We start from the raw sequence: 22,830 nt of genomic DNA on the forward strand, positions 1-22,830 counted from the left end.
AAGGTCGAGGGAGGGGGCCCGATGACGAGCACGCACGATCCGTTGCGCTTGGCCGACGTCGATCCGCTCGTGTTCACCGAGCGTGCCCGCGGGGGCCAGATCGTCGGAGCCGTGGCGCTGGATGTCGTCATGCCCCTGGCGTTGCTGGCGGCGGGGATCGTCGTGATCGCGGCCGGTCCCCCGGCGATCGGATGGCTGCTGGTCGTCGCCGCGGTCGCGCTCCTCGCCGTCGCCGTGTGGCTCCTCGGTCGCTCCGGCCGCACCCTCGGCGCCGCGACCGTCGACGCTCGCATCGTCCGCCGCACCACCGGCGCGGCCGCGGGCGGGTCAGCGGTGTGGGCGCTGGCGTCCGGCAAGCTGGCGATGTTCGATCTGCGCAAGGGCCGCGACCCCTTCGCCCCCGCGATCGCCGCGTTCCAGTTCCCCGACGCCACTCCCGCCAGCGCGCCGGGCCGCGCCCGACGCGGCATGGTCCCGACGCTCATGCTCGACTCGGGCGAACGCCTCACGCTCGATACCGCGCTGATCCTCGGCCGCGACCCCTCGGCCCCGGTCGACGCCCCCGCCGAGGTCTACCGCTGGGCCGACATGTCCCGCACCCTGTCGAAGTCGCACGTCCGTCTCGAGTGGGACGGCCGTCAGGTCTGGGTCACCGACCTCGGCTCCACGAACGGCACCTTCGTGCGGGGCGGCGGCAGCTCGACGCCTCTCCTCCCCCACCAGCGCACGCCCGTGCCCACCGATGTCGTCCTCGAGATCGGTGACCGCACGCTGACCGTCCGGGATGCCGCATGAGCACCGTCGCACACCCCCTCCTCGACGCAGCCGGCCCCGGCTGGGCCGGCACCGAGACGCGCGCACCGATCGTCGCCCTGACGACCGCGATGAGCGACTTCCTGCACAAGACCGCGAGCCAGGGGCTGCGCCCGATCATCGTGTCGAGCGAGTTCTCGCGCCTGACACAGCCGCTGGCGCAGGTGTTGTCCGCCGTGCAGGGGCACTGGGTCGTGCGTACGCGCACGGACGGCTTCTACGAGGCGCGCACGGGAGTTCGCCTCGCCGCGCCCGCCGACGCTCTGACAGCGGATCCGCCGACGCCCGAGAACGTGCATCCTCTCTTCGTCCGCGCGCAGGTGGCATCCACTCTGCAGGTCGTGGCGACGATCTCGACGCGACACCGGGTCAGCCGGCCCGTGCGGCTCGGTGGCGTCGCGGAAGCGGCGGTCGCGCTGTTCACCGGAACGGAACCCGCGGCGTGGGGCGCGATCGAGCCGCTCCTCGCACCGTGGGACCGCGACGACCTCACCGAGCGGTCGAGACGCCGCATCCCGCTCGACAGCCACTGGGTCGCCGTGGGCGGCGGCGAACGCGCGGCGCTCGCGACGGTGCAGGTCGGCCGCACGAACGAGGGACTGGAAGAGACGACGCGCGTCTGGGCGGCGGTGCCGGGCGTGGGCCGCGAGGCCGGGGCGACGGCGACCGGCGAGGCGCGCGAGCTCCTCGCTCGTGCGGCAACCGTCGGCCTCCCCCTGATCGGCATCGCGTTCGCCGCGATCGGCGCCCCCGATCTGGCGCGCCGGGCGACGGCATCCCCGCAGCCCGAACCTCTGGCGCTGCTCATCGGGCCGGTGGGTATCCGGGCGCTGGGCATCGACGCGAAGCGCTGGATCGACGAGGTCGGCGGCGCCACGGTCGGCAGCCCACGGCTCCCCGGCGTACTGCTGCCGCTCGGTTCGGTCGACGGCGGCGGGTGGACACGCCTCGATGACGTCCTCAGAACGCTCGACCCCGAGCGACTCGGCGAACTGCTGAACCTCGCCCCGCACGTGCGGGCGCAGCTGCGCGAGCCGGAAAGGACCCGCTGATGCCCGACCAGCGCGACACCGTCCTCATCGAGCAGGCCAAGATCCAGCGCATGCGCTTGGGCGCCGCCCTCGTCTACGGCCACATCGGCGAGCGCCGCACGGTCAACGACCACATGAAGAGGCTCATGGGCTCGATCATCGTCGCCGCGATCGCGTGCGCCGCGTGCGTCGGCGTCTCGTTCGTCTCGCAATTGCTGACCGAGCGCGCCCAGCAGGCGACCTCGACCGTCCAGACCCCCACCGGAGCCGTAACGCCGTGAGCATCTACACCCGCCTGACCGTCGCCGGGTCCGAACGCCGCGCCGAAGTCGTCGTCCCCAGCGGCGAGCCCGTGGGCGCCGCGATTCCGCGCCTGCTCGACCTCCTCGGCGAGACCGCCGGCACCGTGGCGCGACCGCTCGCCGTCATCGCGCCCGACGGCGAGCAGATCGACATCGCTCTCACGCCGCAGCAGCTCGACCTTGCGGACGGCACCCTGGTGCGCTTGGTCCGCCTGGATGCCGCGCCCCCGCCGCCCGTCGTGATCGACGTCACCGATGCCGCCGCCGACGCGCACGACGCCCGCCCGGATCGCTGGGACGACCGGGCCCGCACGATCGCCGGGGGGACCGGCATCGCGGCGGCGTTCGCCGTCGCCGGGTGGCTGTCGCCCTGGTCGTCACCGACGCTCGCGGCTTTCGCGTTGCTCGCGGCCTCGGTGCTCCTCGCCGCGATCGCCACGGGCCTCGGGCTCGGCGGGCTCCGACGGTTGTCGGCATGCGTGTCGGCGGCGGCCGCGGGCCTGGCGCTGCCGGTGGGGAGTGCGACCTCGTCCGCGCTGGCATCGACACTGGCACCGACCGCCGCGATCCTCGCCGGTATCGCCGCCGCGCTCGCGACCGGCGCGACGGTCGCTCTGCTCGGCGTCGGGGTGGCCCACCGGCGCCGTGGGGCCGCGGCGGGCGGCGCGCTGGGCGCCGTTCTCGCGTCCCTGCTGCTCGGACTTCTGTTGGCGGGGGTGGATGCCGTCGCGGCCTCGGCCGTCGCCGGCGTCGTCGCCGCGTTCGCCACCGGTCCGCTGCCGTGGATCGCCCTGTCGTCGGCGGGACTCACCGACCTCGACCAGCGCGCCGCGGCCGGCTCACCGCCCGCGCGGCCCCGCGCGTTCGCGGCCATCGACGAGGCGTACGCCGCCCTGACGTGGAGCATCGGGGCCGTGGCATCCGTTCTCGGTGTGGCCGGGGTGGTGCTCGCGCTGTCCGGCACGATCTGGACGGAACTGCTGGCCCTGGCGTTCTTCCTCGTCGCGGCCCTCCGCACGCGGGCGTTCCCGCTGCGGTGGCAGGGCTGGTTGCTGTGGGTCGCGGCGGGCGCGATCGCCGCCGCCGGACTCACCGTGCTTCTCGTCGGTGGTCTCGGCTGGATCAGCGCGGGCGTGGCGGTCGTCGTGGCCGCCCTCATCGCCACGATGGTGCTGGTGCGGCCGCGGCCGCACGTCCGGGCACGCCTGCGCGGTCTCGGCAACGTCGTCGAGACGCTCGCGGTGGTGGCGCTGATCCCGCTTCTCGTGGGCGCCCTGGGCATCTACGCCGAGCTGCTCGGCATGTTCGGCGGCCGGTCGTGACGGTGCTCGATGTGCGGGCGCTGTCGACCGCGGTGTTCGGCAGCGGTGCCAACGCCCGCGTGCAGCTGACCTCGTGGGATGCCGCGATCCGCGGCGGCCTGTCGACGACGCGTCGCGTCGGGGTGGTGTCGCTCTCACCCGGTGCCGGTACGAGCACGGTGGCGCACCAGCTCGTCCGCGCGGTCGCCGCGCGCCGGAGCGAACCGGTGCTCGCGGTGGACGTCTCGACCGGCACGCCCGGGCTGGCCGCGCGCCTCGGCGCCGAACCGGTGCCGCCGGACGATACGCGCGCCTCGGCCCGCACGACGGCGGAGGCGCTGAGCGGTCTCGAGGTGCGCGACGGCGTCGTCGCTCTGCGTCCGCGCGACGCCGACGACGCCGTGGGCGCGTGGCTCGGCGAAGCCGCACCGATCGCCCGCTTCTTCGATGTGTCGGTCACGGACTTCGGGGCGCGGCATCCCCTCGTCGACCTCGCCGCGTGCGCGGCGCTGTGCGACGTGGTGTGCCTGGTGGGCGACGCGCGCCGCTCACCGGCCGAACACGCCCGCTCCGTCGTCGACGCGATCGCGGGTCTCCCCGAGTCGCCGTCGGTCGTGCTGGCACTGGTCGATCACGCGCGCGAGGGCGACGGCGTCGCCCGTGCCCTCGCGACCGGCGCCGATCACCGGGTCGTCGGTGTGCCGTTCGACCCGGGTCTCGCCGCCGGGGGCCACGCGCGTCGCTCGGCGACCCAACTGGCCGTGGTGCAGCTGGCCGCGGCGCTCGTCTCTGCCACGGGGAGGGCCTCGTGACCGTCCGCATCGTCCACCGCCCCGCCCGCATCAGCGAGGCCGTCGAGCCGGCGCCCGATGTGACCCTGGCGCCGCCCCCGCCGATCGGCGAGGGCGCGACCGGATTCCCCCTGCAGTCGCTGCTGCCCATCGTGGGCAGCCTGTCGTCGATCACGATGATCGTGCTGCTGCGCAACAACCCGATCATGGTCGTGGTGGGAGCCGTCATCCTGGTCGTCGCCCTCGTCGGCGGCCTCGGCATGGCGTTCACGCAGCGCGGCAACGCCGCCCGCCAGCGTCGCGTCCAGCGGGAGCGCTACCTCGACTACCTCGAGGAGACGCGCGAGGCCGTGCGGCAGACCGCCGACGCGCAGCGCACCGCCGCCCTGGCCCTGCACCCCTCACCCGGCACTCTCGTCGAGATCGTCGCCGACCCCGCCCGACGGTGGGAACGACGACCCGGGGATGCCGACTTCCTCCGCGTCCGCATCGGGACGGGCGACCTGCGCGCCGTCGAGGTCGCCTTGCCGCCCGAGCAGAACCCGGTGCAGCCCTTCGATCCCGTGATGCGCGAATCGGCGGAGCGCATGGTGCGCCTCGCCGGTGTCTCGCAGGGCATGCCCGCGACCGTCGACCTCGAACGCGGCGGCCAGGTCTCCCTCGTCGGCGCACGGCCCGACACGCTCCGTGTCGCCCGGGCGCTGGCCGCGCAGATCGCCGCGTTCCACTCCCCTGACGACGTGCACATCGCCGCCGCGATCGCGCCCGCGCAGCGCCAGGACTGGGACGGCATCGATCTCCTGCCCCACCTTTCGAGCGACACCCCGCCGACCGGGGCCGTCACCGCCCGCCGCGTGGCGCCGAGCCTGCCCGAGCTGTTGTCGCTGCTCCGCGACGAGCTCCGCGACCGCGTCGCCACCGCCGCCGCCTCGCGCCGCGCGGGCCGCCGCACCAAGCCCGGACGCCTGGTGATCTTCGTCGACGAGGCCGACCACGCCGCGTCGCCCGTCCCCCGCCTGGATGCCGCCCTCGACCTGTCCGCGCTGGGCGTGACGGTCGTGCACCTCGTCGACGACCGTCTCAAGGAGCCGACGTCTGTCGCCGTCCGCGTGACGATCGACGCCGGCACCGCGACCGTCGAAACGCCCGGTTCGGGTGAGGCGGCGGTCACCGGCATCCGGATCGATCCGATGACCCCCGCCGCGCTCGAGGTCGTGGCCCGCCCCCTCGCGGGGCTGCGCCTGACGCGCACGTCGGCCGAGGATGCCGGGACGGCCCTGGCCCCCGACGTGACGCAGCTGCTCGGCGTCGCCGACGTGGATGCCATCGACACCTCGGCCGCGTGGCGCACGCGCAGCGCCGCGGAGTTCCTGCGCGTGCCGATCGGCGTCGACGACCGGGGCGGCCCGGTGCTGCTCGACCTGAAGGAGTCGGCGCAGCTCGGCATGGGGCCGCACGGCATCTGCATCGGCGCGACCGGTTCGGGCAAGAGCGAGCTGCTGCGCACGCTCATCCTGGGCCTGGCGCTGACGCACTCGCCCGACGACCTCAGCATGATCCTCGTGGACTACAAGGGTGGGGCGGCGTTCGCGCCGTTCGCGCGGCTCCCGCACGTCGCGGGCATCATCGACAACCTCGCCGACGACCCGCAGCTGACCGAGCGCGCCCGCGCGAGCATCCAGGGCGAGGTCGTGCGTCGACAGCGCCTGTTGAAGGATGCCGGGAACGCGGCATCCATCGGTCACTACCGGCAGATGCGACGGGACCGTCCCGAGCTGCCGGCGCTGCCGCACCTTTTCCTGGTGATCGACGAATTCGGCGAGCTGCTCACGGCCGAGCCCGACTTCGTGGAGCTGCTGCTGACGATCGGGCGCATCGGCCGGTCGATCGGCGTGCACCTGCTGCTGTCGAGCCAGCGGATCGAGGCCGGGCGCCTGCGCGGACTCGACACGTACCTGTCGTACCGGATCGGCCTCCGCACGTTCTCGGAGTCGGAGTCGGCCGTGGTGCTCGACACCCCCGACGCGTTCCACCTGCCCGCGATCCCCGGCTTCGGCTACCTGAAGGTCGACACGTCGGTCTACACGCGCTTCCGCGCCGGCTACGTGTCCGGTCCGGTGCCCGACCCGATCGAGTCCGGTCCCCGACACGACGACGCCCCGCCGGTGCTGCGGCTGCCCGCGTACGACCTGCCCGACGACTCGCCCGAGGCCGAGCAGCTCGACAGCGCCGAGCCCGAGACGCCCACCACCGGTCGGACCCTCGTGCAGGCGGCGACATCGCGGCTCGCGCGCGGCATCGCCCGCACGCGTCCGGTGTGGCTCCCGCCGCTGCCGCCCGTGCTCACCCTCGGCGGCGTCCTGCCCCAGGCCGACGGTGCCGGGACGCTCCGCGCGCCGATGGGACTCCTCGACGACCCGTCGAAGCAGACGCAGTCGCCGTGGATGCTCGACCTCACGCGCTCGGGCGGACACGTCTCGATCACCGGCGCGCCGCAGTCGGGGCGCTCGATGTTCCTGCGCACGCTCGCCGCGTCGCTGTCGTTCACGCATTCCCCGCGCCAGGTGAGCATCTACGGCATGGACCTCACGGGCGGTGGTCTCGCCCGCATCGAGCCGTTCCCGCACGTCGGTGGAGTCGCGACGCGCGGCAACCGCGAGCGGCTCACGCGTCTGCTCGAAGAGCTCACCGGCATGCTCGCCGTCCGCGAGCGCGTCTTCCGCGACCACGGTCTCGACTCGCTCGCCGACATGCGCCGCCAGCACGCCGACGGGCGCCTGCCCGACCTGCCGAGCGCGGATGTCGTGCTGCTCGTCGACGGACTCGGGGCGCTGCGGCAGGACTTCGAAGACCTCGAGACCCCGCTCGCCCAACTGCTCGAACGCGGCGGCAGCTTCGGCATCCACGTCGTCGTCGCCCTCTCGCGCTGGAACGAACTGCGCATGAACCTGCAGGGCCTCATCGGCACGCGCCTCGAGCTCAAGCTCAACGACCCCGCCGACTCGCAGATCGCGCGCAAGCTCTCGCAGACGCTCCGCGCCGACGAGCCCGGCCGCGTCCTGACCGACGAGAAGCTCTTCGCGCAGATCGCGCTGCCGCTGCTCGAGGAGGTCGACGACGGCGACACCGGCGAGGCCCTCGAACAGCTCGCGCGCGAGAGCGCGGCCCGGTGGGGCGGTCAGGGCGCGGCGCCGATCCGCCTGCTCCCCGAGGTGCTGTCGCCGATCGAGCTGCCCGACGCGATCGACGAACCGGATGCCGTCCCCCTGGGTCTGCGCCAGGACACGATGCAGCCGGTGTCGCTCGACCTGGTCACGCGCGACCCGCACCTGCTCGTCCTCGGCGACAGCCGCTGCGGGAAGACGACGCTGCTGCGCGGCATCGTGCAGGGTGCGATCGACCGGCACTCCGCCGAGGAGCTCGTCGTCGCCCTCATGGATGCGCGCGGGGAGCTGGCATCCGAGGTTCCGGATGCCTATCTCGGCGGCCATGCATCGTCGGGTCGGCAGGCACGGCTGCTGGCCGAATCCATCGCGGTCGAGCTCGAGAAGCGGGCGAACGACCGCGATGCGGGCCCGCGGATCCTCGTGATCGCCGACGACTTCGACATCCTCGCCGCCGGCGGCACCGAACCGCTGCGCCCGCTGCTGCCGTACCTGGCGTCGGCACGCGACCTGCGCCTCAACGTGGTGGTGAGCCGCCCCGTCGCGGGTGCGTCGCGGGCGATGTTCGATGTGGCGCTGCAGGGCATCCGCGACACGGGGGGCACGGCGCTGATCATGTCGGGCGACCGGTCCGAGGGTGCGCTGCTGCCGAAGCTGTACGCCGAGCCGATGATCGCGGGCCGCGGCCGACTGGCTCGCCGCGGCGAGCGCCCCACGCTCGTGCAGGTGGCGAACTTCGTCGCCAGTGCGGGTGAACCCGAGAGTGCATCGTCCCCGGGCGCGCCGGCCGAAGCCGTCGTGGAAGAGGTGTCGCCCGATGGCGCCACCGACGCGATCGCCGAGATCGAGGATGACGCCGGGCGAACGCAAGAGCCGCCCCTGACCCGCCGGAGAAGAGGCAACCGTGCCCCGTAGCAGCGTCGCATTCACGCGTGACCCCGTCGATATCGACGCGCTCGCCGAGGCCGTGTCGGCGGTGCTCACGACCGAAGAGCTGACCGAGACGTCCGTCGAGATCCGCCCGCTCGACGACGGTGCGGCGGCGCAGGTCGTGGTGGCGGAACGCGTCGTTCTCACGGTGCTCCTCCCCCGTTTGACGCCGCCGACGGCCGAGCTCACGCGGGTCTACGGCACGGTCGAGGTCGCCCCCGATGCCCGGTGGGCGACCGACGGCTTCACCCCGTGGGAGCCCGAGGGCATCATCGGTGTGCGGCTGCTCGACGCGGCCGCGGCCGCCCGTGGGGGCGTCGCCGCGCACCTCGGCTGACGACCAAGATTTCACCCGCCGCACTCGGGGACCCCGTGTTAAGAGTGCGCAACATCGCCTGCGAATAATCGGCGCCCTCCTGGTCACTCCGCAACGACCACCCGAAGGGCACCACGCATGAGCGCCGTACATCGCCACATCCCCGCACATCGACCCCCGGGAGTCGACCGTCGAGCCCTCCTCCGGAGCGCCGCTTGGACGGTCCCCGCGGTCGCCGTCGCCACCGCGGCCCCCGTCGCGGCCGCCTCGAACCCTGCGGAGGTGCGCCTCGCGTTCGACAAGCCGTCCTACGCGGGCGTGTCCTGCGGCACGATCAGCGGCGCCTCCCTCGTCCTCACCGTGGGCGGCGTGCCCGCCTCCGGCCGTGAGGTGACCCTCACTCTCGCCGGGGGATACCAATTCCCGGACGGCACGACCACTCGCACCGTCATCACGGACGTGAACGGTCGTATCGCCCTCCCGGGGATCGCCATTCCCACTCTGGGAGGCTCCGGAACGATCACCGCACTCAGCTCCGGCGCGAGCACGGTCAGCGCGGGTCTGAACTCTCCCGCTGTCACCACCCGATGGGGGCTCCGAGAAGGGAGGAATTTCCCCAGTGGGAGCCCCGGGACGCCGCCGTGGACCGCTCACCCCGTGACGGTCCGCTTCTTCATCGACGGGACGAACCTCTATCACGGCGGCGAACTGTTCGACACGAACGTCACCAAAGTCGTCGGGGGGACCTCGCCGTTCGGCGTCATGCTCCCGTTCAACGAATGGGCCCAGTACCTCAAGGGAGATACCTGGTACATCGTGGACGGCACGAAGAGCTTCGACGACACCACCCTCGCGGGCACGCCGACGACCGCCACCCCATTGACCCTCGGTTTCCTGCTCGACGGGACGACGCTCTACTTCAACGGCAGCAGCGTCGACACGAACGTCACCAAGGCCATCGGTGGGACGGCTTTTGGTGCGTCGTGGGTGCAGTACCTCAAGGGGAGCACCTGGATCATCCGGGACAGCTGGGGGTCGGTGGAATCGTTCCGCGCCCCGGCCACGGCCACGGCCGTCACCCGCAACTACGTCATCGACGGCACCACCCTGTACAACCGCGGCAGCGTCTCGGCCACCGGAGTCACCAAGGCGATCGGCGGGTTCTACGGCTCCGTCCAGTGGATGCAGTATCTCCAGGGCGGCACATGGGTCGCGACATCCAGCGACAGCGAGTGGGCTCCCCCGGACGTCCACGGCGCGCCCGTCACCGCCACACCGGTGTCGCTCGGCTACTTCCTCGACGGCACCACCCTCTACTGGTGCGAGACCCCTGTCGACTACGGTGTGACCCGCGCCATCGGCGGTGACAGCGGTATGCCGGGCTGGTGGGTGGAATACCGGATCGGTCCCCTCTGCTAGCCGGCGCGACCCTCACTCCTGCGTCGGGCCACCGACGATCTGCGTGATGACGACCGCCGGTGCGGCCTCGGTGTGCCCGCACGGGCCGTCACGTCCTTCGAGGAAGGCTCCGGGCGCCAGGTCGCCGAGCGTGGTCAACCATCCACGAGCTGGATCTATCGAGTCGCCGATGTCGAATGAGCCATCAACCAGGTCGACTCGACCGGGCCCCGCGCTCGTTCCGATCGGCCAGATCACAACGAGCTCGCTCTCGACGGGAAGCAGGGCTTGGAGCACGACGCATCCCTGGTCGTTGACGGCGAGCGTTCCGGCGAGATCCTCGACGAGGCTCGCCGAGCGCGGCGGCGCCAGCCCGACGAGGATCGCCGGCTGCGCCGAGTACTCCGTCTCCCGCGGTGAGGGAGTAGGCGTCGGGGCCGGCGCTGAGCACGCAGCGAGAACCACGACAGCCGCTCCGGCGACGAGCCCGAGCCCTAGCCGGCCCATAGCCGTAGGTTGAATCGAGTCAGTGCGTTCGTGACATTGCTCCAGATGGAGATGGTGCCGGCCGGATTGGTTCCTTGATGGATGCCATACGCGACGCTGCCGAGAAACCATGGACCGCCGCTATCTCCGCCTTGGGTGATGTGAGTACCCACTCCCCGGAACGGGCCAGCGTAATAAGTCCCGCCCCCGTCTTCGGGCACTACGGTGACATTCTTGTAGATGCCCGAAACCGTGACCGTCCCGCAGCCATACCCTGTGGTATTGCCGAACTTGCACGCACCCGAGTTGAAGGGGGCTATCGCTGCAGATGCAAAAGTTCAAAGGTCGCCACCGCTGACCTGCGTCTGACCAGTGAACATCTGAGAACTCCACAGCCACCTGAAGTCCCCTCCTGGGTCAACGTCCGTCGCTGATTGGCTGTACGGCACGACCGTGAAAATGAAGTTGCTCGCGTTGGCATACGAGACGCTGCCACTACAGTGGCCAGCCGTCAGGATACCCAGCTCCGGTCCGTTGACGTTCTTAACAGGGAAGGCAGTGGAGCAGTGATAGACGCCGGCGCGATAGAGTGCGTAGCCCGCGACCCAGGCTTCGTCGTCGACGACAGGGTACGCCACATAATCGACGAGGATGGGGATTTGGGGGATCAGATTCGCGTCAGTCAGTTCGTCCTGTAGACCCGCGATCATTCCGCTGGCGCGTGCTGTGTCCATGGTTCCGGGTTCGGCCGGCGCCACTTCGACGTGGAATGAGTCGTCTCGAGAATCGAAGTACGTCATCGACTCGAACTCATCACCGGTGGCCTTGGTCGTTTCCAGCAACAATTGGCGGGAGGCGGTGTCGATGTCCGACTCGGTGTATCGCAGCCCGCCTTCCAACCGGACGCCCGGTACCGACGATGCCATGGCGACCGCGCCGGTTGGCGGATCACCCCTGAACCGGATCACGCCAGTGTCCTGGCCAGGATCGACCTCAGCCTCCGTTAAATCATCGGGGTACTCGTCGCGAATTTCTTGCACGATGAGCGCGAATGCCGCCTGCCAAGGGCTGGCCACCGATTGATCAACCGTCTCCGTCGCGGCATCGGAGATGTCATCAGAGGGAAAGTACTCGATCTCGGAGAGATCCGCGTCTTGCTTCTCGACCGCGGGAACGCCCGGCTGTTCTGCGGCAACCGGGCCGACCAGAAGAAGAGTCGCCAAGAGGGCTCCGACGATTCCGGTGACGACAGTCCGGCCCTGAACCCACATCGGGCACTCCCCATTCGGCGACAAGATCAGATCGACCGATACGGGCGATCGATTGCCTGGATTTTGACACAGCCCGATATATGGCGCTAGCCATTCATCGGGTCAATTGACTGGGAGCGTCCGCGGGGCAATCGTCCGTGGACGCAGCACCTCAAACGCGGCCGCGAGCGCCAGCAACGCCACACCGTCGCGCGCGCGGCCCGAGAAGGTGAGTCCTGTCTGCATTCCGACGTCGGTCAGCGTCCCAGGGGTACCGTCGCGGTCGGAACCCGCGTTGTTCGATACCGCTTCGTGACGGTCAAGTCCGTCGAAGACGAGCTCGAAACGTTCTGGGGCGCGTTCGGTGCGGTGGGGCGGAAGAATCACGCCCAACCGCAGGAATCGTGCCCCACAGCCAGCGAGGCGGCCGCGCCGTAAAACGCCCGCCCCGTGCGCGCCCGCCCTACGCCCCCAGCGCGGGTGTCCGCGCCGGCACCGTCCGCCGAGGACGCAGTGCCTCGAACGCCGCGGCCAGCGACAGCAACGCCGCGTCGTCGTACGCACGCCCCGCGAACGTCAGGCCGGTCGGCATCCCGATGTCGGCCAGCGTCCCTAGTGGGACCGTCACAGTGGGCACACCGCAGTGCCGGATCGCGAGGTTCCCCGTCGCCACCCACACGCCGTTCCGCCACGCGATGTCGGCCGACGCCTCGTTCACGTCGGCATCGGCGGGCGCCACATCGGCGAGCGTGGGGAAGACCACGGCGTCGAGGGACTCGGCATCCATCCACTCCTCCAGGTCGCGGCGACGGGTCTCCTCGAGACCCCGGAGGCCTTCGGCGAGGTGCGGGATTTCGGTGAACGACGCCACCGGGTGCTCGCGGACGTGCGCGGGGTACTCCGCGATGTCATCGTCGAACCCCGTGTACCGGTCGGGCAGCGCACCCTCGGGGTGCGGGAAGATCGCCGCCCCCTCCACCTCGGCGAGGCCGGGGTGTCCGGTGCCGCGGAGGAAGTCGTCCCACGCCCACGCCGACAGGTCGACGATCTCGCGGTGCAGGAACTCCTCCGACACGAGCCCGCGCGTGCGGATCGTCGGCGCACCCGGGCGATCGCCCTCGTAGTTGCTCAAGAGCGGGAAATCGCACTCGACGACGATCGCGCCCGCGGCCTCGAGGTCGGCGCGGGCCACGGCCCACAGGTCGAGCAGCGACGGGCGCGGAACGATCCGCTCGCCGGTCGGGCCGCCGATGCCGCCGGGACCGGTGCCCGCCAGCGGGTCGGTGCCGAGGAACATGCGAGGGATGCCGATGCGCTTCCCCCGGAGCGAGGTCCCGGCCGCGAGCGCGGCGAACGAGGGCGGCCGCACCTCGGACGCCGCGGGCAGCGGAACCCACGGCTGCGCGCGCCAGAAGTCTCCCCGCGTCTCGGGGTCGTCGGCGACGATCACATCGAGGACCGCGAGGAGGTCCGCCATCGAGCGTGTGTGCGGCACGACGACGTCCATCGTCGGTACGAGCGGCCAGTTGCCGCGCACCGAGATCATGCCGCGCGACGGCGTGTAGGCGCACAGACCGTTGCAGGCCGCGGGCGCGCGGCCGCTCGACCACGTCTCCTCGCCCAGGCCGAAGGCCCCGAACGACGCGGCGGTCGCCGTGCCCGAGCCGTTCGACGAGCCCGACGCGAACGCCGACGTCAGGTACTCGGCGTTGTACGGACTCTCGGCGCGGCCGTACAGCCCGCGCTGCATGCCGCCATTGGCCATCGGCGGCATGTTCGTCAGCCCGAGGCAGATCGCCCCGGCCTCGCGCAGCCGCGCGATCGTGAACGCGTCGTCCTGGGCGACGAGATCGGCGAACGCGGGGCTTCCCGCGGCGACCGTCAGGCCGCGCACCATGTAGCTGTCTTTCGCCGTGTACGGGATGCCGTCGAGCAGCCCCCGCGCCCGTCCGGCGGCGCGGCGGGCGTCGGACTCGGCCGCCTCGGCGCGCGCGTCCGGGTTGCGGACGACCACCGCGTTGAGCCTCGTCTCGGTGTCGGGGCCGTCGTACGCGTCGATGCGCGCGAGGTGCGCGTCCACGAGCTCGACGGCGGTCGTGCGGCCCTCGGCGAGCGCGGCGGCGAGTTCGGCGATGGATGCCTCGACGACGTCGATCACGCCGTCACCGCCGGCTGCTGCTGCGTGATGCAGTGGATGCCGCCCCCGCGCGCGAAGATCTCACGAGCGTCGACGGTCACGACCCGGCGACCCGGGTACACCTCTTCCAGGATGCCGCGGGCTGTGGCATCCGCCTCCTCCTCGCCGAACCCGCACGCGATCACGCCGCCGTTCACGACGAGGTGGTTGACGTAGCTCCAGTCCACATCGCCGTCGGCGTCGCGGACCGTGACCGGCGCGGGCAGGTCGCGGATCTCGAACCGGCGGCCGTTGGCATCCGTCTGCGTCTGGAGAAAGGTGCGCAGCTCACGCGTGACGGCGTGGTCGGGGTGCGCGGGGTTCCGCTGGTCGTGGAGAAGCACGACGCCGGGCGACGGCAGGGTCGCCACGATGTCGACGTGTCCGTTCGTGCCGAAGTCCTCGTAATCGCGGGTGAGGCCGCGCGGCAGCCACACGGCGTGCGTGGCGCCGATCGTGCGGAGCATCTCGGCCTCGACACGTCCACGGTCGGCGTAGCGATTGCGGCGTGGGTCGAGCTGCACGGTCTCGGTCAGCAGGACCGTGCCCTCGCCGTCGACGTGGATGCCACCACCCTCGTTCACGAGCAACGACGGGACGAGTTCGGCGCCGGCGCCCTCGGCGATGATCCGGCCGTGATGCGCGGCCTTCGCCCACCTCGCCCAGTCGTGATCGCCCCAGCCGTTGAAGATCCAGTCGACCGCGCCGAGCACGCCGGGGCGCTCGGGATCGACGACGAACGTCGGGCCCGAGTCGCGCATCCAGAACTCGTCGACGGGCGCCTCGAGGATCTCGATCTCGCCGCCGAGCAGGCGACGGGCGCGGGCCGTCTCGGTCGGATCGACGAGCATCGTCACCGGCTCGAACGCCGCGACGGCGTGGGCGACCGCGGTCCAGGCCGCGTAGCCCGCTTCGCGCTCGGCATCCGTCTCGCCCAGGGTGGGCCCCTCGCTCGGGAACGCCATCCACGTGCGGGTGTGCGGAGCGGTTTCGGAGGGCATGCGCCAGGTCATCGCGGTCCTTCGGTGGGTGGGTGGTGCGCCAATCGTGACATTAAACGTTTAAGTGACTGCAGCGCAAGATCCGATCCGTCGGGTAACGTCACCCCACGTGACCCCACGCAAGCCGACGCTGCGCGACGTCGCCGCCGCCGCAGGCGTCTCGATCGCCGCAGCCTCGTTCGCGCTGCGCGACAAGCCGGGGGTCTCACCCGAGACACGCGAGCGCGTGCTCGCCGTCGCGCGCGACCTCGGGTACGCGGTCAACGTCCCGGCCCGCAGCCTCCGCACCGCGCGGTACGGCGCCATCGGCCTGTACCTCCCGCCCGGGACCACCCGCCTCCCGTACTACACCGAGTTCGCCTTCGGCGTCGTGGATGCCGCCGACCGCCTCGGCCTCTCGGTCATCCTGCTCCCCCATCGGGATGGGGATGACGCCTCCCCTCCGACGGCATTCGTCGACGGGTACATCGTCGTGGATGCCACGGCGAAGGATGCCGGCATCCCGGCGATCCTCGACACCGGACGACCCGTCGTGAGCTCCGAGCAGCTGCTCGGCGCAGAGGATCGGGTCGCGGGCAGCGTCGTGTCCGACCACGGCACCGCGACGCGCGAACTGCTCGACCACCTCGCAGATCGGGGCGCCGAGCGCATCGCGATCCTGCTCCCGCCGGAGGGCACAGCGTGGAGCCAGGATGTCGCCCGGGCGTACGAGGAGTGGAGCACCGAGCGCGGTGGCATCCCCCTCTCGCGTCGAATCGGGTTCGTGCCAGTGCCCGAGGAGGTCGCCGCCGCGGTGTCTCAGGTGATCGAAGGCGCGGATGCCGTGGTCGTCGTGCCGAGCGGATCCGCGGTGCCCGCCCTGGCCGCCGTCGCCCGTGCGGGGCGTAGCGTCGGCGACGACCTGCTGCTCGCCGCGTACGTCGACGAGCCGCTGAACGCCCTGCTGACCCCCGCCGTGACGGCACTCGACATGCAGCCGCGCGAGGTCGGCGCCGCGTGCCTCGAGGTCCTCGCCAGGGATGCCGATCGCTTCCGCGTTCACCGCCCGCTGCTCCGCGTGCGCGCGAGCACCGGCGCAGCACCGCTCGGTCGTTGAGTTCCGAGGCTCGGCACGGCGGCGGGACGCCCTCCAGGGTGGCAACGCCGCGCCGTTCAGTCGCGCTAAGTTGCACGACTTAACGCCCCCGCCGACACTTCGCCGCGACCGAAGCACCAGCGCAGCCCGGGCACCACCTTCGCGGAGCCCGGCGGCGTTCAGTCGCGCCAAGTTGCACGACGTGGCCGCCCCGTCGACGTTTCGCCGCGACCGAAGCACCGGCCGCAGCCCGGCGCGGCGACCCCGCGGACCTAGAGTGAACAGCGTGCAGGTGAGGTTCTTCGGCGGCCTCTCCGTGTCGTGGGGCGCGGACGAGGGAGCGGTTCCCGGGCGCGGGCAGCAGGCTCTGCTGCTGCGCCTCGCCGTGGACGCCGGAACCACCGTCGGCTACCGCGCACTCGCCGACGACGTCTGGCCGACCGACGCCCCGGAAGACCCGCGGGCGGCGCTGCAGTCGCTCGCCTCACGCTTGCGGCGGGCGCTTCCCCCCGGCATCCTCGCCTCCGTTCCCGGCGGCTATCGCCTCGACGTGGCACGCAACGACATCGACATCACGCGGTTCCAGGACCTCGTGGCCACCGCGCGCTCGACGGGCGACGCCGCGCTCGCTCGGGAGGCTCTCGACCTGTGGGTCGGCGACCCGTGGATTCCGCACGACGGCTTCGACTGGCTCGTCCGCGACCTGTGGCAGGACCGCGGACACGCCGAACGGCTGGTCGCCGCCGCACCGGCCGCACCCGCGGTGGACTCCCGGCTCGCTCCCGCGGCGATCGTCGGTCTCGTCGGGCGCGCCGAGGAACTGGATGCCATCCGCGAGCGCCTCGCCACCGACCGACTCGTGACCGTGATCGGGCCAGGCGGTGCCGGGAAGACCACGCTCGCGCTCGAGACCGTACGGGCTGCTTCCGACGCCCTCATCGTCGAGCTCGCGCCCGCGACATCCGGCGAGGTATGGGCGGCTCTGTCGGGAGCAGTGGGGCACGGCATCCGGATGAACGAGAATGCGAGCGTCGCACCGGCGACGCCGCGTGAACGAGTGCTCGACGCGGTCGCCGGGCGCGACATCGTCGTGCTGCTCGACAACTGCGAGCATGTGATCCGCGAGGCCGCCGAGGTCGCCCACGAGCTGCTGCTGCGCACACCGGGGCTGCGAATCCTCGCGACCAGCCGCGAGCCTCTCGGAGTGATCGGGGAGGCGTTCGTCGACCTGGGCCCGCTGCCCGAGCTCGACGCCGACGAACTTTTCGCCCGACGCGTGCGCTCCGCGCGCGGCACCCCGCCCTCGCCGGGGGAACGCGCCACGGCCGCGAGCATCGTCCAGCGTCTGGACGGACTCCCCCTCGCGATCGAACTCGCCGCCGCGCGCGCCCGCACCCTCACCCTCGCCGAGATCGACGCCGGGCTCGGCGATCGGTTCGCACTGCTCTCGCACGGTCCGCGCCTGAGCCCCGACCGCCACCGCACGCTCCGGGCCCTAATCGACTGGAGCTGGGACACCCTCACCGACGCCGAGCGGGTGGCCCTGCGCGCGTCGTCGGTGTTCCCCGATGGCATCGGCAGCGGCGACGCCGGTCCGGTGGCCGAGGCGTTCGGGGTGGATGCCACGGTCTTCGACGCCCTCGTCGATCGGTCGCTGCTCGTGCGGCGTGATGGCCGCTTCCGCCTGCTGGAGACGGTCCGCGAGTACGGACTCGACCGGCTGCGAGCGGAGGGAACCGAGACCGAGTATCGGGAGCGCGCGGCCGACGTGCTCACCGTTCTCGCGGCGTCACACGAGAACACGATGCGCGGGCCAGGGTTGCGCGCGGGACTCGTGTGGTTCGACGCCAACGAGGAGAACCTGTCGTCGGCGCTGCGCACGCGCGCGGCCTCGCCGGACCGGCGACCCGGACGACGTCTCCTGCGCGCCCTCCTCTGGGCGTGGGCGGTCCGGGAACGCATGGAAGAACTCCGTCCCGCGCTCGCGACGTTCAGCGACCCGGACGCACCGCTCGACGACGAATCGAGCGTCGTGATCGAGGCGCTCGCGCTGTTCTCGGCATCCTTCTCCGGGGTGGGGCTGGCGTCGACGTACGATCCCGTGGCCTTCGCAACGCGCCGCGCGCAGCTGGCGGAGGCCGCACGTCGGCATCCGTCCGAAGTGTCGGTGCTCGCCGGGCCGCTCCTCGGTCTCGCCGCGTCCGTGCTCGAGGCCGCCGAGAACGGTGTTCAACGTCCATGGCGCTTCGACATCTCGGAAGACGAGATCACGGCCGCACCCCCGTGGTCACGCGCGATGTTCCATGTCATGCGCGCGGGGGCCGCGGTGAACGCGGGCGACCCGGGCGTCCTCGGAACCGAAAGCGAGAAGGCGCTGCGCCTGTTCACCGAGGTCGGCGACCCGTGGGGGACGGGAATCTCCAGCCAGCTCCGGTCGGAGTGGCTCACGCTCTCCGGCCGCCTGGAAGAGGCGCTGAAGGTGACCGACGACGGCCTCGAGGTCGTGGCGGGCATGACGTCGGTGTCCGACCTCCTTCAGCAGCGGGCCCAGGGTGTCGGCATCCTGCTCCGGCTCGACCGGCTCGCCGAGGCACGGGCCCGCGCCTCCGACATGGAGTCGATCGCCGTGGCGGACGGCTCGGCGCGGGCACTGACCCAGGCTCGCATGGCGTCGGCGCAGGTCGAGATCGCGGCGGGCGACGGGGAGGCTGCCCTGCGCCAGGTCGCGCAGATCTCCGTCGAGGCCGCGTTCCCCGAGCAGGTCGTGGCGTGGTGCACCGCGCTGCGCGCCGAGGCGCTGCTGCTTCTCGACCGGCCCGACGAGGCTCGTACGGCGTTGCGCGAGGCGCTGCCCCAGGCGGCGAGGGCACGTGATCACCCCGTGGTCGCGACGGTACTCGTCGCCGTCGCCGGGTGGAACGCCACCGCGCGACGCTTCGACGCCGCCCGCGAGGCGCTCGCGCGCGCGGAGGCCATTCGCGGGGCGGACGACGAGCTGGACCCGTTCCGGCGCTGGGTCGGGGAACGCCTCGGCGCGGACACCGGAGAAGTTCCGGCATCCGCGCCCGGCATCCCTCCCGCCCTTCTGGGCGTCGTGGATGCCGACGTGCTCACGGCCCTGCTCGACTAGGCCTTCCGCATGTAGGCGCGGACGGTCAGCGGGGCGAAGACCGCCACGATCACGGCAGCACCGACGAGCGACAGGACCGCGTCGGAACCGAGCGTGCCCGCGTTGACGAGATCGCGGACCGCGGTGACGAGGTGCGACACCGGGTTGATGTCGACGAACCACTGCAGCCACGACGGCATGGTGTTCGACGGCACGAACGCGTTCGAGAGGAACGTCAACGGGAACAGGATCAGGATCGACACGCCCTGCACGCTCGACGCGGTCCGGGCGATGACGCCAAAGAACGCGAAGATCCAGCTGATCGCCCACGAGCAGACGATGACCAGGATGCCGGCGAGCACCACGGCACCGAGGCCTCCCGCGGGCCGGAAGCCCATGATGAACCCCATCGTGAAGGTCAGCGTCGTGGCGATCGCGTACCGCACGGTGTCGGCCAGCAGCGCCCCCGAGAGCGGCGCGATGCGGGCGATCGGCAGCGACCGGAACCGGTCGAACACGCCCTTGTCCATGTCCTCGCGCAGCTGCACGCCCGTCACGACCGAGGTCGTGATGACCGTCTGGACGAGGATGCCGGGGATGATGATCGGCAGGTAGCTCGCCACGTCTCCGGCGATCGCGCCGCCGAAGATGTACGTGAACATCAGGGTGAACAGGATCGGCTGGACCGTCACGTCGATGAGCTGCTCGGGCGTGCGACGGATCTTCAGCAGGCCGCGCCAGGCCATGGTCAGGGTGTTGCGGAACGTCTGACCGAGCCCCGCGGTGCGGGGCAGGTCGCGCTCGAGAGTCAGGGCGGTCATGCGCGGACTCCTTCCAGGTCGGTGGCGCTCTCGCGCGCCGCGTCGTCGTCGGCCGGCACTCCGCTGCCGGTGAGGGTGAGGAAGACCTCGTCGAGGGTGGGCTGCTGCACACTGAACTCGCTCAGGTGCACGCCCGCGTCGCGGAAGGCCACGAGCAGATCGGTGACCTGGTCGGGGTCGGACATCGGCACCGTGAGGCGCGCCGCCTCCGGAGACACGATGGCCGTGGCATCCAGGACCCGTCCGATCGTCGCGCGGGCGACCTCGAGGTCGGAACCGGGCTGCAGGCGCAGCACGAGCGACGCCTGACCCACGGACGCCTTGAGCTCGAGCGCCGTGCCCTCGGCGACGACGCGTCCGCGGTCGATGACGGCGATGCGGTCGGCGAGCTGGTCGGCCTCGTCGAGGTACTGCGTGGTGAGCACGACCGTGGAACCGGTCGCGACGAGCCGCCGGATCGTGTCCCACATCTGCCCGCGGGTGCGGGGGTCGAGGCCCGTGGTCGGCTCGTCGAGGAAGATGAGCGGCGGCTGGGCGATGAGGGATGCCGCGAGGTCGAGGCGACGGCGCATGCCGCCGGAGAACTTCGCGAGCGGCCGGGACGCCGCCTCGGTGAGGCCGAACTCCTCCAGCAGCTCCGTCGACTTGCGGCGGGCGTCGGCACGCGACAGCCCGAGCAGGCGAGCGAAGATGATGAGGTTCTCGGTGGCGGACAGCTTCTCGTCGACCGACGCGAACTGCCCCGTGAGGCCGATGAGCTGCCGCACCACGTGCGACTCCCGCACGACGTCGTGGCCGAAGATCTCGGCCCGTCCGCCGTCGGGACGCAGGAGCGTCGTCAGCATGCTGATGGTGGTGGTCTTGCCGGCACCGTTGGGGCCGAGGACGCCGTAGACGGTCCCGGCTTCGACGACGAGGTCAACGCCGTCGACGGCCCTGTTCGAGCCGAACGTCTTGACGAGCCCTTCGGCTCGCACCGCGGGAACGCGGGTGGATGAAGTGGTCATGACGACAGGATGCGCCGGGCGTCCTGTCGCACCGCTGTCACGGCGGGAGTGGTGCTGTCACGGCGCTGTCACGCCGTGTGTGTCGCCGTGTGTGTCGCCGTGTGTGCCGCGTCCGGTCGCGCCAAGTTGCACGACTCAGCTCCCTGAGCGACGGATTGCCGCGACCCAAGAGCGCGACACCCTGGATGCCGCGGGCTCGAGTCCGTGGCATCTGCGGGGCCGAGGTCGCGTGGCATCCGCGGGGGCGAGTCCGTGGCATCCGCGGGGCCGAGGTCGCCGAGACTTCATCCCGCTGACGAGTCCCTTGCAGGCTGCAGGGGAGATGTCGGCTCGATGAAGTTTCGCGGGCAGGGTGACGCCGGGCAGGGTGACGCCGGGCGGGCGCGACGCCGCACGCGGCGGCGGGACTCAGGCGCCGCGCAGCCGCTCGGCGAGGTAGGCGTGCAGGCCGTCGAGGGGGATTCGCTCCTGACCCATCGTGTCGCGGTCGCGGACGGTCACGGCGTTGTCGTCGAGCGAGTCGAAGTCGATCGTGACGCAGTACGGCGTGCCGATCTCATCCTGGCGACGGTAGCGGCGACCGATCGCGCCGGCGTCGTCGAAGTCGACGTTCCAGCCGGCCGAGCGCAGCCGGTCAGCGACCTCGCGGGCCAGCGGCGACAGGCGCTCGTTGCGCGACAGCGGCAGCACGGCGGCCTTGACGGGCGCGAGGCGCGGGTCGAGCTTGAGCACCGTGCGGGTGTCACTGCCGCCCTTGGCGTTGGGGACGTCCTCTTCGCGGTAGGCGTCGACGAGGAACGCCATCATCGCGCGCGTGAGACCGAACGACGGCTCGATGACGTACGGGGTGTACTTCTCACCCGAGGCCTGGTCGAAGTACGTCAGGCTCGAGCCCGAGGCCTCCGAGTGGCTCTTCAGGTCGTAGTCGGTGCGGTTGGCGACGCCCATGAGCTCGCCCCACTCCTTGCCCGGGAACCCGAAGCGGTACTCGACGTCGATCGTGCCGGCGGAGTAGTGCGCCCGGTCGTCCTCGGGAACGTCGAACCGCTTCATGTTGACCGGGTCGATACCGAGGTCGACGAACCAGTCCCAGCACGCCTCGACCCAGTGCTCGAACCACTCCTGCGCCTCGGCGGGGGGCGTGAAGTACTCGATCTCCATCTGCTCGAACTCGCGCGTGCGGAAGATGAAGTTTCCGGGGGTGATCTCGTTGCGGAACGCCTTACCCACCTGACCGACGCCGAACGGCGGCTTGCGACGGGATGCCGTGAGCACGTTGGAGAAGTTCACGAAGATGCCCTGCGCCGTCTCGGGGCGCAGGAAGTACAGGCCCGACTCGTCGTCGACGACGCCGAGGTAGGTCTTCACGAGACCGGAGAACGCCTTGGGCTCGGTGTACTGGCCCTTGGTGCCGCAGTTGGGGCACGGGATGTCGGCGAGACCGTTCTCGGCCTTGCGTCCCTTGCGGGCCTCGAAGTCCTCGATGAGGTTGTCGGCGCGGAAGCGCTTGTGGCAGTGCAGGCACTCCACGAGCGGGTCGGTGAAGGTGGCGACGTGCCCCGACGCCTCCCACACGCGCTTGGGCAGGATGATGCTGGAGTCGAGCCCCACCATGTCGCCGCGGCCGCGCACGAACGTCTGCCACCACTGACGACGGATGTTCTCCTTCAGCTCGGTGCCGAGGGGGCCGTAGTCCCACGCCGAACGCGAACCGCCGTAGATCTCACCGGCCTGGAACACGAACCCGCGGTGTCGAGCGAGCGAGATGACCTTGTCGAGGCGGGACTGTTCGGCCACGGTGGCTCCAATGGTCGGGAAAGTTGTGGGTGCGAGCGCGACTGCGCGGCATCCAGTTTATC

General features: G+C 71.5%; 18 protein-coding genes. 10 read left to right on the forward strand and 8 right to left on the reverse strand.

All coding sequences use genetic code 11. From position 1 onward, the window contains the following. The first annotated feature begins 21 nt into the window (after positions 1-21). The 8 genes from AC3WLZ_RS15515 to AC3WLZ_RS15550 all read left to right on the forward strand — a co-directional run bounded on the left by AC3WLZ_RS15515 (position 22) and on the right by AC3WLZ_RS15550 (position 10,067). Positions 22-795, forward strand: coding sequence for an FHA domain-containing protein (locus AC3WLZ_RS15515; protein ID WP_412925809.1), 774 nt, complete (start codon positions 22-24; stop codon positions 793-795). Continuing rightward, on the forward strand, positions 792-1,865 hold the full coding sequence (locus AC3WLZ_RS15520; protein ID WP_492470660.1) for a DUF6177 family protein: 1,074 nt from the start codon (positions 792-794) through the stop codon (positions 1,863-1,865). The genes AC3WLZ_RS15515 and AC3WLZ_RS15520 overlap by 4 nt, the downstream gene beginning before the upstream one ends. After that, complete coding sequence (locus tag AC3WLZ_RS15525) at positions 1,865-2,125, forward strand: hypothetical protein (RefSeq protein WP_138177080.1); 261 nt, start codon at positions 1,865-1,867, stop codon at positions 2,123-2,125. The genes AC3WLZ_RS15520 and AC3WLZ_RS15525 overlap by 1 nt, the downstream gene beginning before the upstream one ends. Next, the gene (locus AC3WLZ_RS15530) at positions 2,122-3,468 is read left to right on the forward strand and encodes an EsaB/YukD family protein (protein ID WP_492470661.1); all 1,347 of its coding nucleotides are present in this window, start codon (positions 2,122-2,124) and stop codon (positions 3,466-3,468) included. Before AC3WLZ_RS15525 ends, AC3WLZ_RS15530 begins: the two co-directional genes overlap by 4 nt. Further along, positions 3,465-4,259, forward strand: a complete 795-nt coding sequence (locus AC3WLZ_RS15535) for a P-loop NTPase family protein (RefSeq protein ID WP_492470662.1) — start codon at positions 3,465-3,467, stop codon at positions 4,257-4,259. The genes AC3WLZ_RS15530 and AC3WLZ_RS15535 overlap by 4 nt, the downstream gene beginning before the upstream one ends. Continuing rightward, on the forward strand, positions 4,256-8,317 hold the full coding sequence (eccCa, locus tag AC3WLZ_RS15540) for a type VII secretion protein EccCa (RefSeq protein ID WP_492470663.1): 4,062 nt from the start codon (positions 4,256-4,258) through the stop codon (positions 8,315-8,317). The genes AC3WLZ_RS15535 and eccCa overlap by 4 nt, the downstream gene beginning before the upstream one ends. Beyond that, positions 8,307-8,669, forward strand: coding sequence for a hypothetical protein (locus AC3WLZ_RS15545; RefSeq protein ID WP_492470664.1), 363 nt, complete (start codon positions 8,307-8,309; stop codon positions 8,667-8,669). Before eccCa ends, AC3WLZ_RS15545 begins: the two co-directional genes overlap by 11 nt. Before the next feature lie 117 nt (positions 8,670-8,786). Beyond that, positions 8,787-10,067, forward strand: a complete 1,281-nt coding sequence (locus AC3WLZ_RS15550) for a hypothetical protein (RefSeq protein ID WP_492470665.1) — start codon at positions 8,787-8,789, stop codon at positions 10,065-10,067. Between the two features lie 12 nt (positions 10,068-10,079). Here the strand turns inward: AC3WLZ_RS15550 and AC3WLZ_RS15555 are convergent, their stop codons facing one another. The 5 genes from AC3WLZ_RS15555 to AC3WLZ_RS15575 form a co-directional block, all read right to left on the reverse strand. Continuing rightward, positions 10,080-10,553, reverse strand: a complete 474-nt coding sequence (locus AC3WLZ_RS15555; RefSeq protein WP_412925816.1) for a hypothetical protein — start codon at positions 10,551-10,553, stop codon at positions 10,080-10,082. 317 nt (positions 10,554-10,870) lie between these two features. After that, on the reverse strand, positions 10,871-11,803 hold the full coding sequence (locus tag AC3WLZ_RS15560; RefSeq protein WP_492470666.1) for a chymotrypsin family serine protease: 933 nt from the start codon (positions 11,801-11,803) through the stop codon (positions 10,871-10,873). A 102-nt stretch (positions 11,804-11,905) separates the two neighbouring features. After that, positions 11,906-12,175: a hypothetical protein gene (locus tag AC3WLZ_RS15565; protein ID WP_492470667.1), complete on the reverse strand. Its 270-nt coding sequence runs from the start codon at positions 12,173-12,175 to the stop codon at positions 11,906-11,908. Between the two features lie 70 nt (positions 12,176-12,245). After that, positions 12,246-13,940, reverse strand: coding sequence for an amidase (locus AC3WLZ_RS15570; protein WP_492470668.1), 1,695 nt, complete (start codon positions 13,938-13,940; stop codon positions 12,246-12,248). Next, the gene (locus AC3WLZ_RS15575) at positions 13,937-14,971 is read right to left on the reverse strand and encodes an agmatine deiminase family protein (RefSeq protein WP_492470669.1); all 1,035 of its coding nucleotides are present in this window, start codon (positions 14,969-14,971) and stop codon (positions 13,937-13,939) included. Before AC3WLZ_RS15575 ends, AC3WLZ_RS15570 begins: the two co-directional genes overlap by 4 nt. Positions 14,972-15,068: 97 nt before the next feature. Between AC3WLZ_RS15575 and AC3WLZ_RS15580 the strand changes: the two genes are divergently transcribed. Continuing rightward, positions 15,069-16,055 (forward strand): LacI family DNA-binding transcriptional regulator, encoded by a 987-nt coding sequence (locus AC3WLZ_RS15580; protein WP_492470670.1) that lies wholly within the window; start codon positions 15,069-15,071, stop codon positions 16,053-16,055. Between the two features lie 265 nt (positions 16,056-16,320). Next, complete coding sequence (locus AC3WLZ_RS15585) at positions 16,321-19,164, forward strand: ATP-binding protein (RefSeq protein ID WP_492470671.1); 2,844 nt, start codon at positions 16,321-16,323, stop codon at positions 19,162-19,164. Here the strand turns inward: AC3WLZ_RS15585 and AC3WLZ_RS15590 are convergent. The 3 genes from AC3WLZ_RS15590 to AC3WLZ_RS15600 form a co-directional block, all read right to left on the reverse strand. Next, entirely contained in the window at positions 19,161-19,964 is an 804-nt protein-coding gene (locus tag AC3WLZ_RS15590) for an ABC transporter permease (RefSeq protein WP_412925823.1), read from the reverse strand. The genes AC3WLZ_RS15585 and AC3WLZ_RS15590 overlap by 4 nt on opposite strands. Then, positions 19,961-20,971, reverse strand: coding sequence for an ATP-binding cassette domain-containing protein (locus AC3WLZ_RS15595; protein WP_492470672.1), 1,011 nt, complete (start codon positions 20,969-20,971; stop codon positions 19,961-19,963). Before AC3WLZ_RS15595 ends, AC3WLZ_RS15590 begins: the two co-directional genes overlap by 4 nt. Positions 20,972-21,379: 408 nt before the next feature. Then, positions 21,380-22,768: a glycine--tRNA ligase gene (locus AC3WLZ_RS15600; RefSeq protein WP_492470673.1), complete on the reverse strand. Its 1,389-nt coding sequence runs from the start codon at positions 22,766-22,768 to the stop codon at positions 21,380-21,382. Positions 22,769-22,830: the final 62 nt, after the last annotated feature.

This window comes from Microbacterium sp. FW305-3-2-15-F-LB2, from assembly GCF_058787255.1.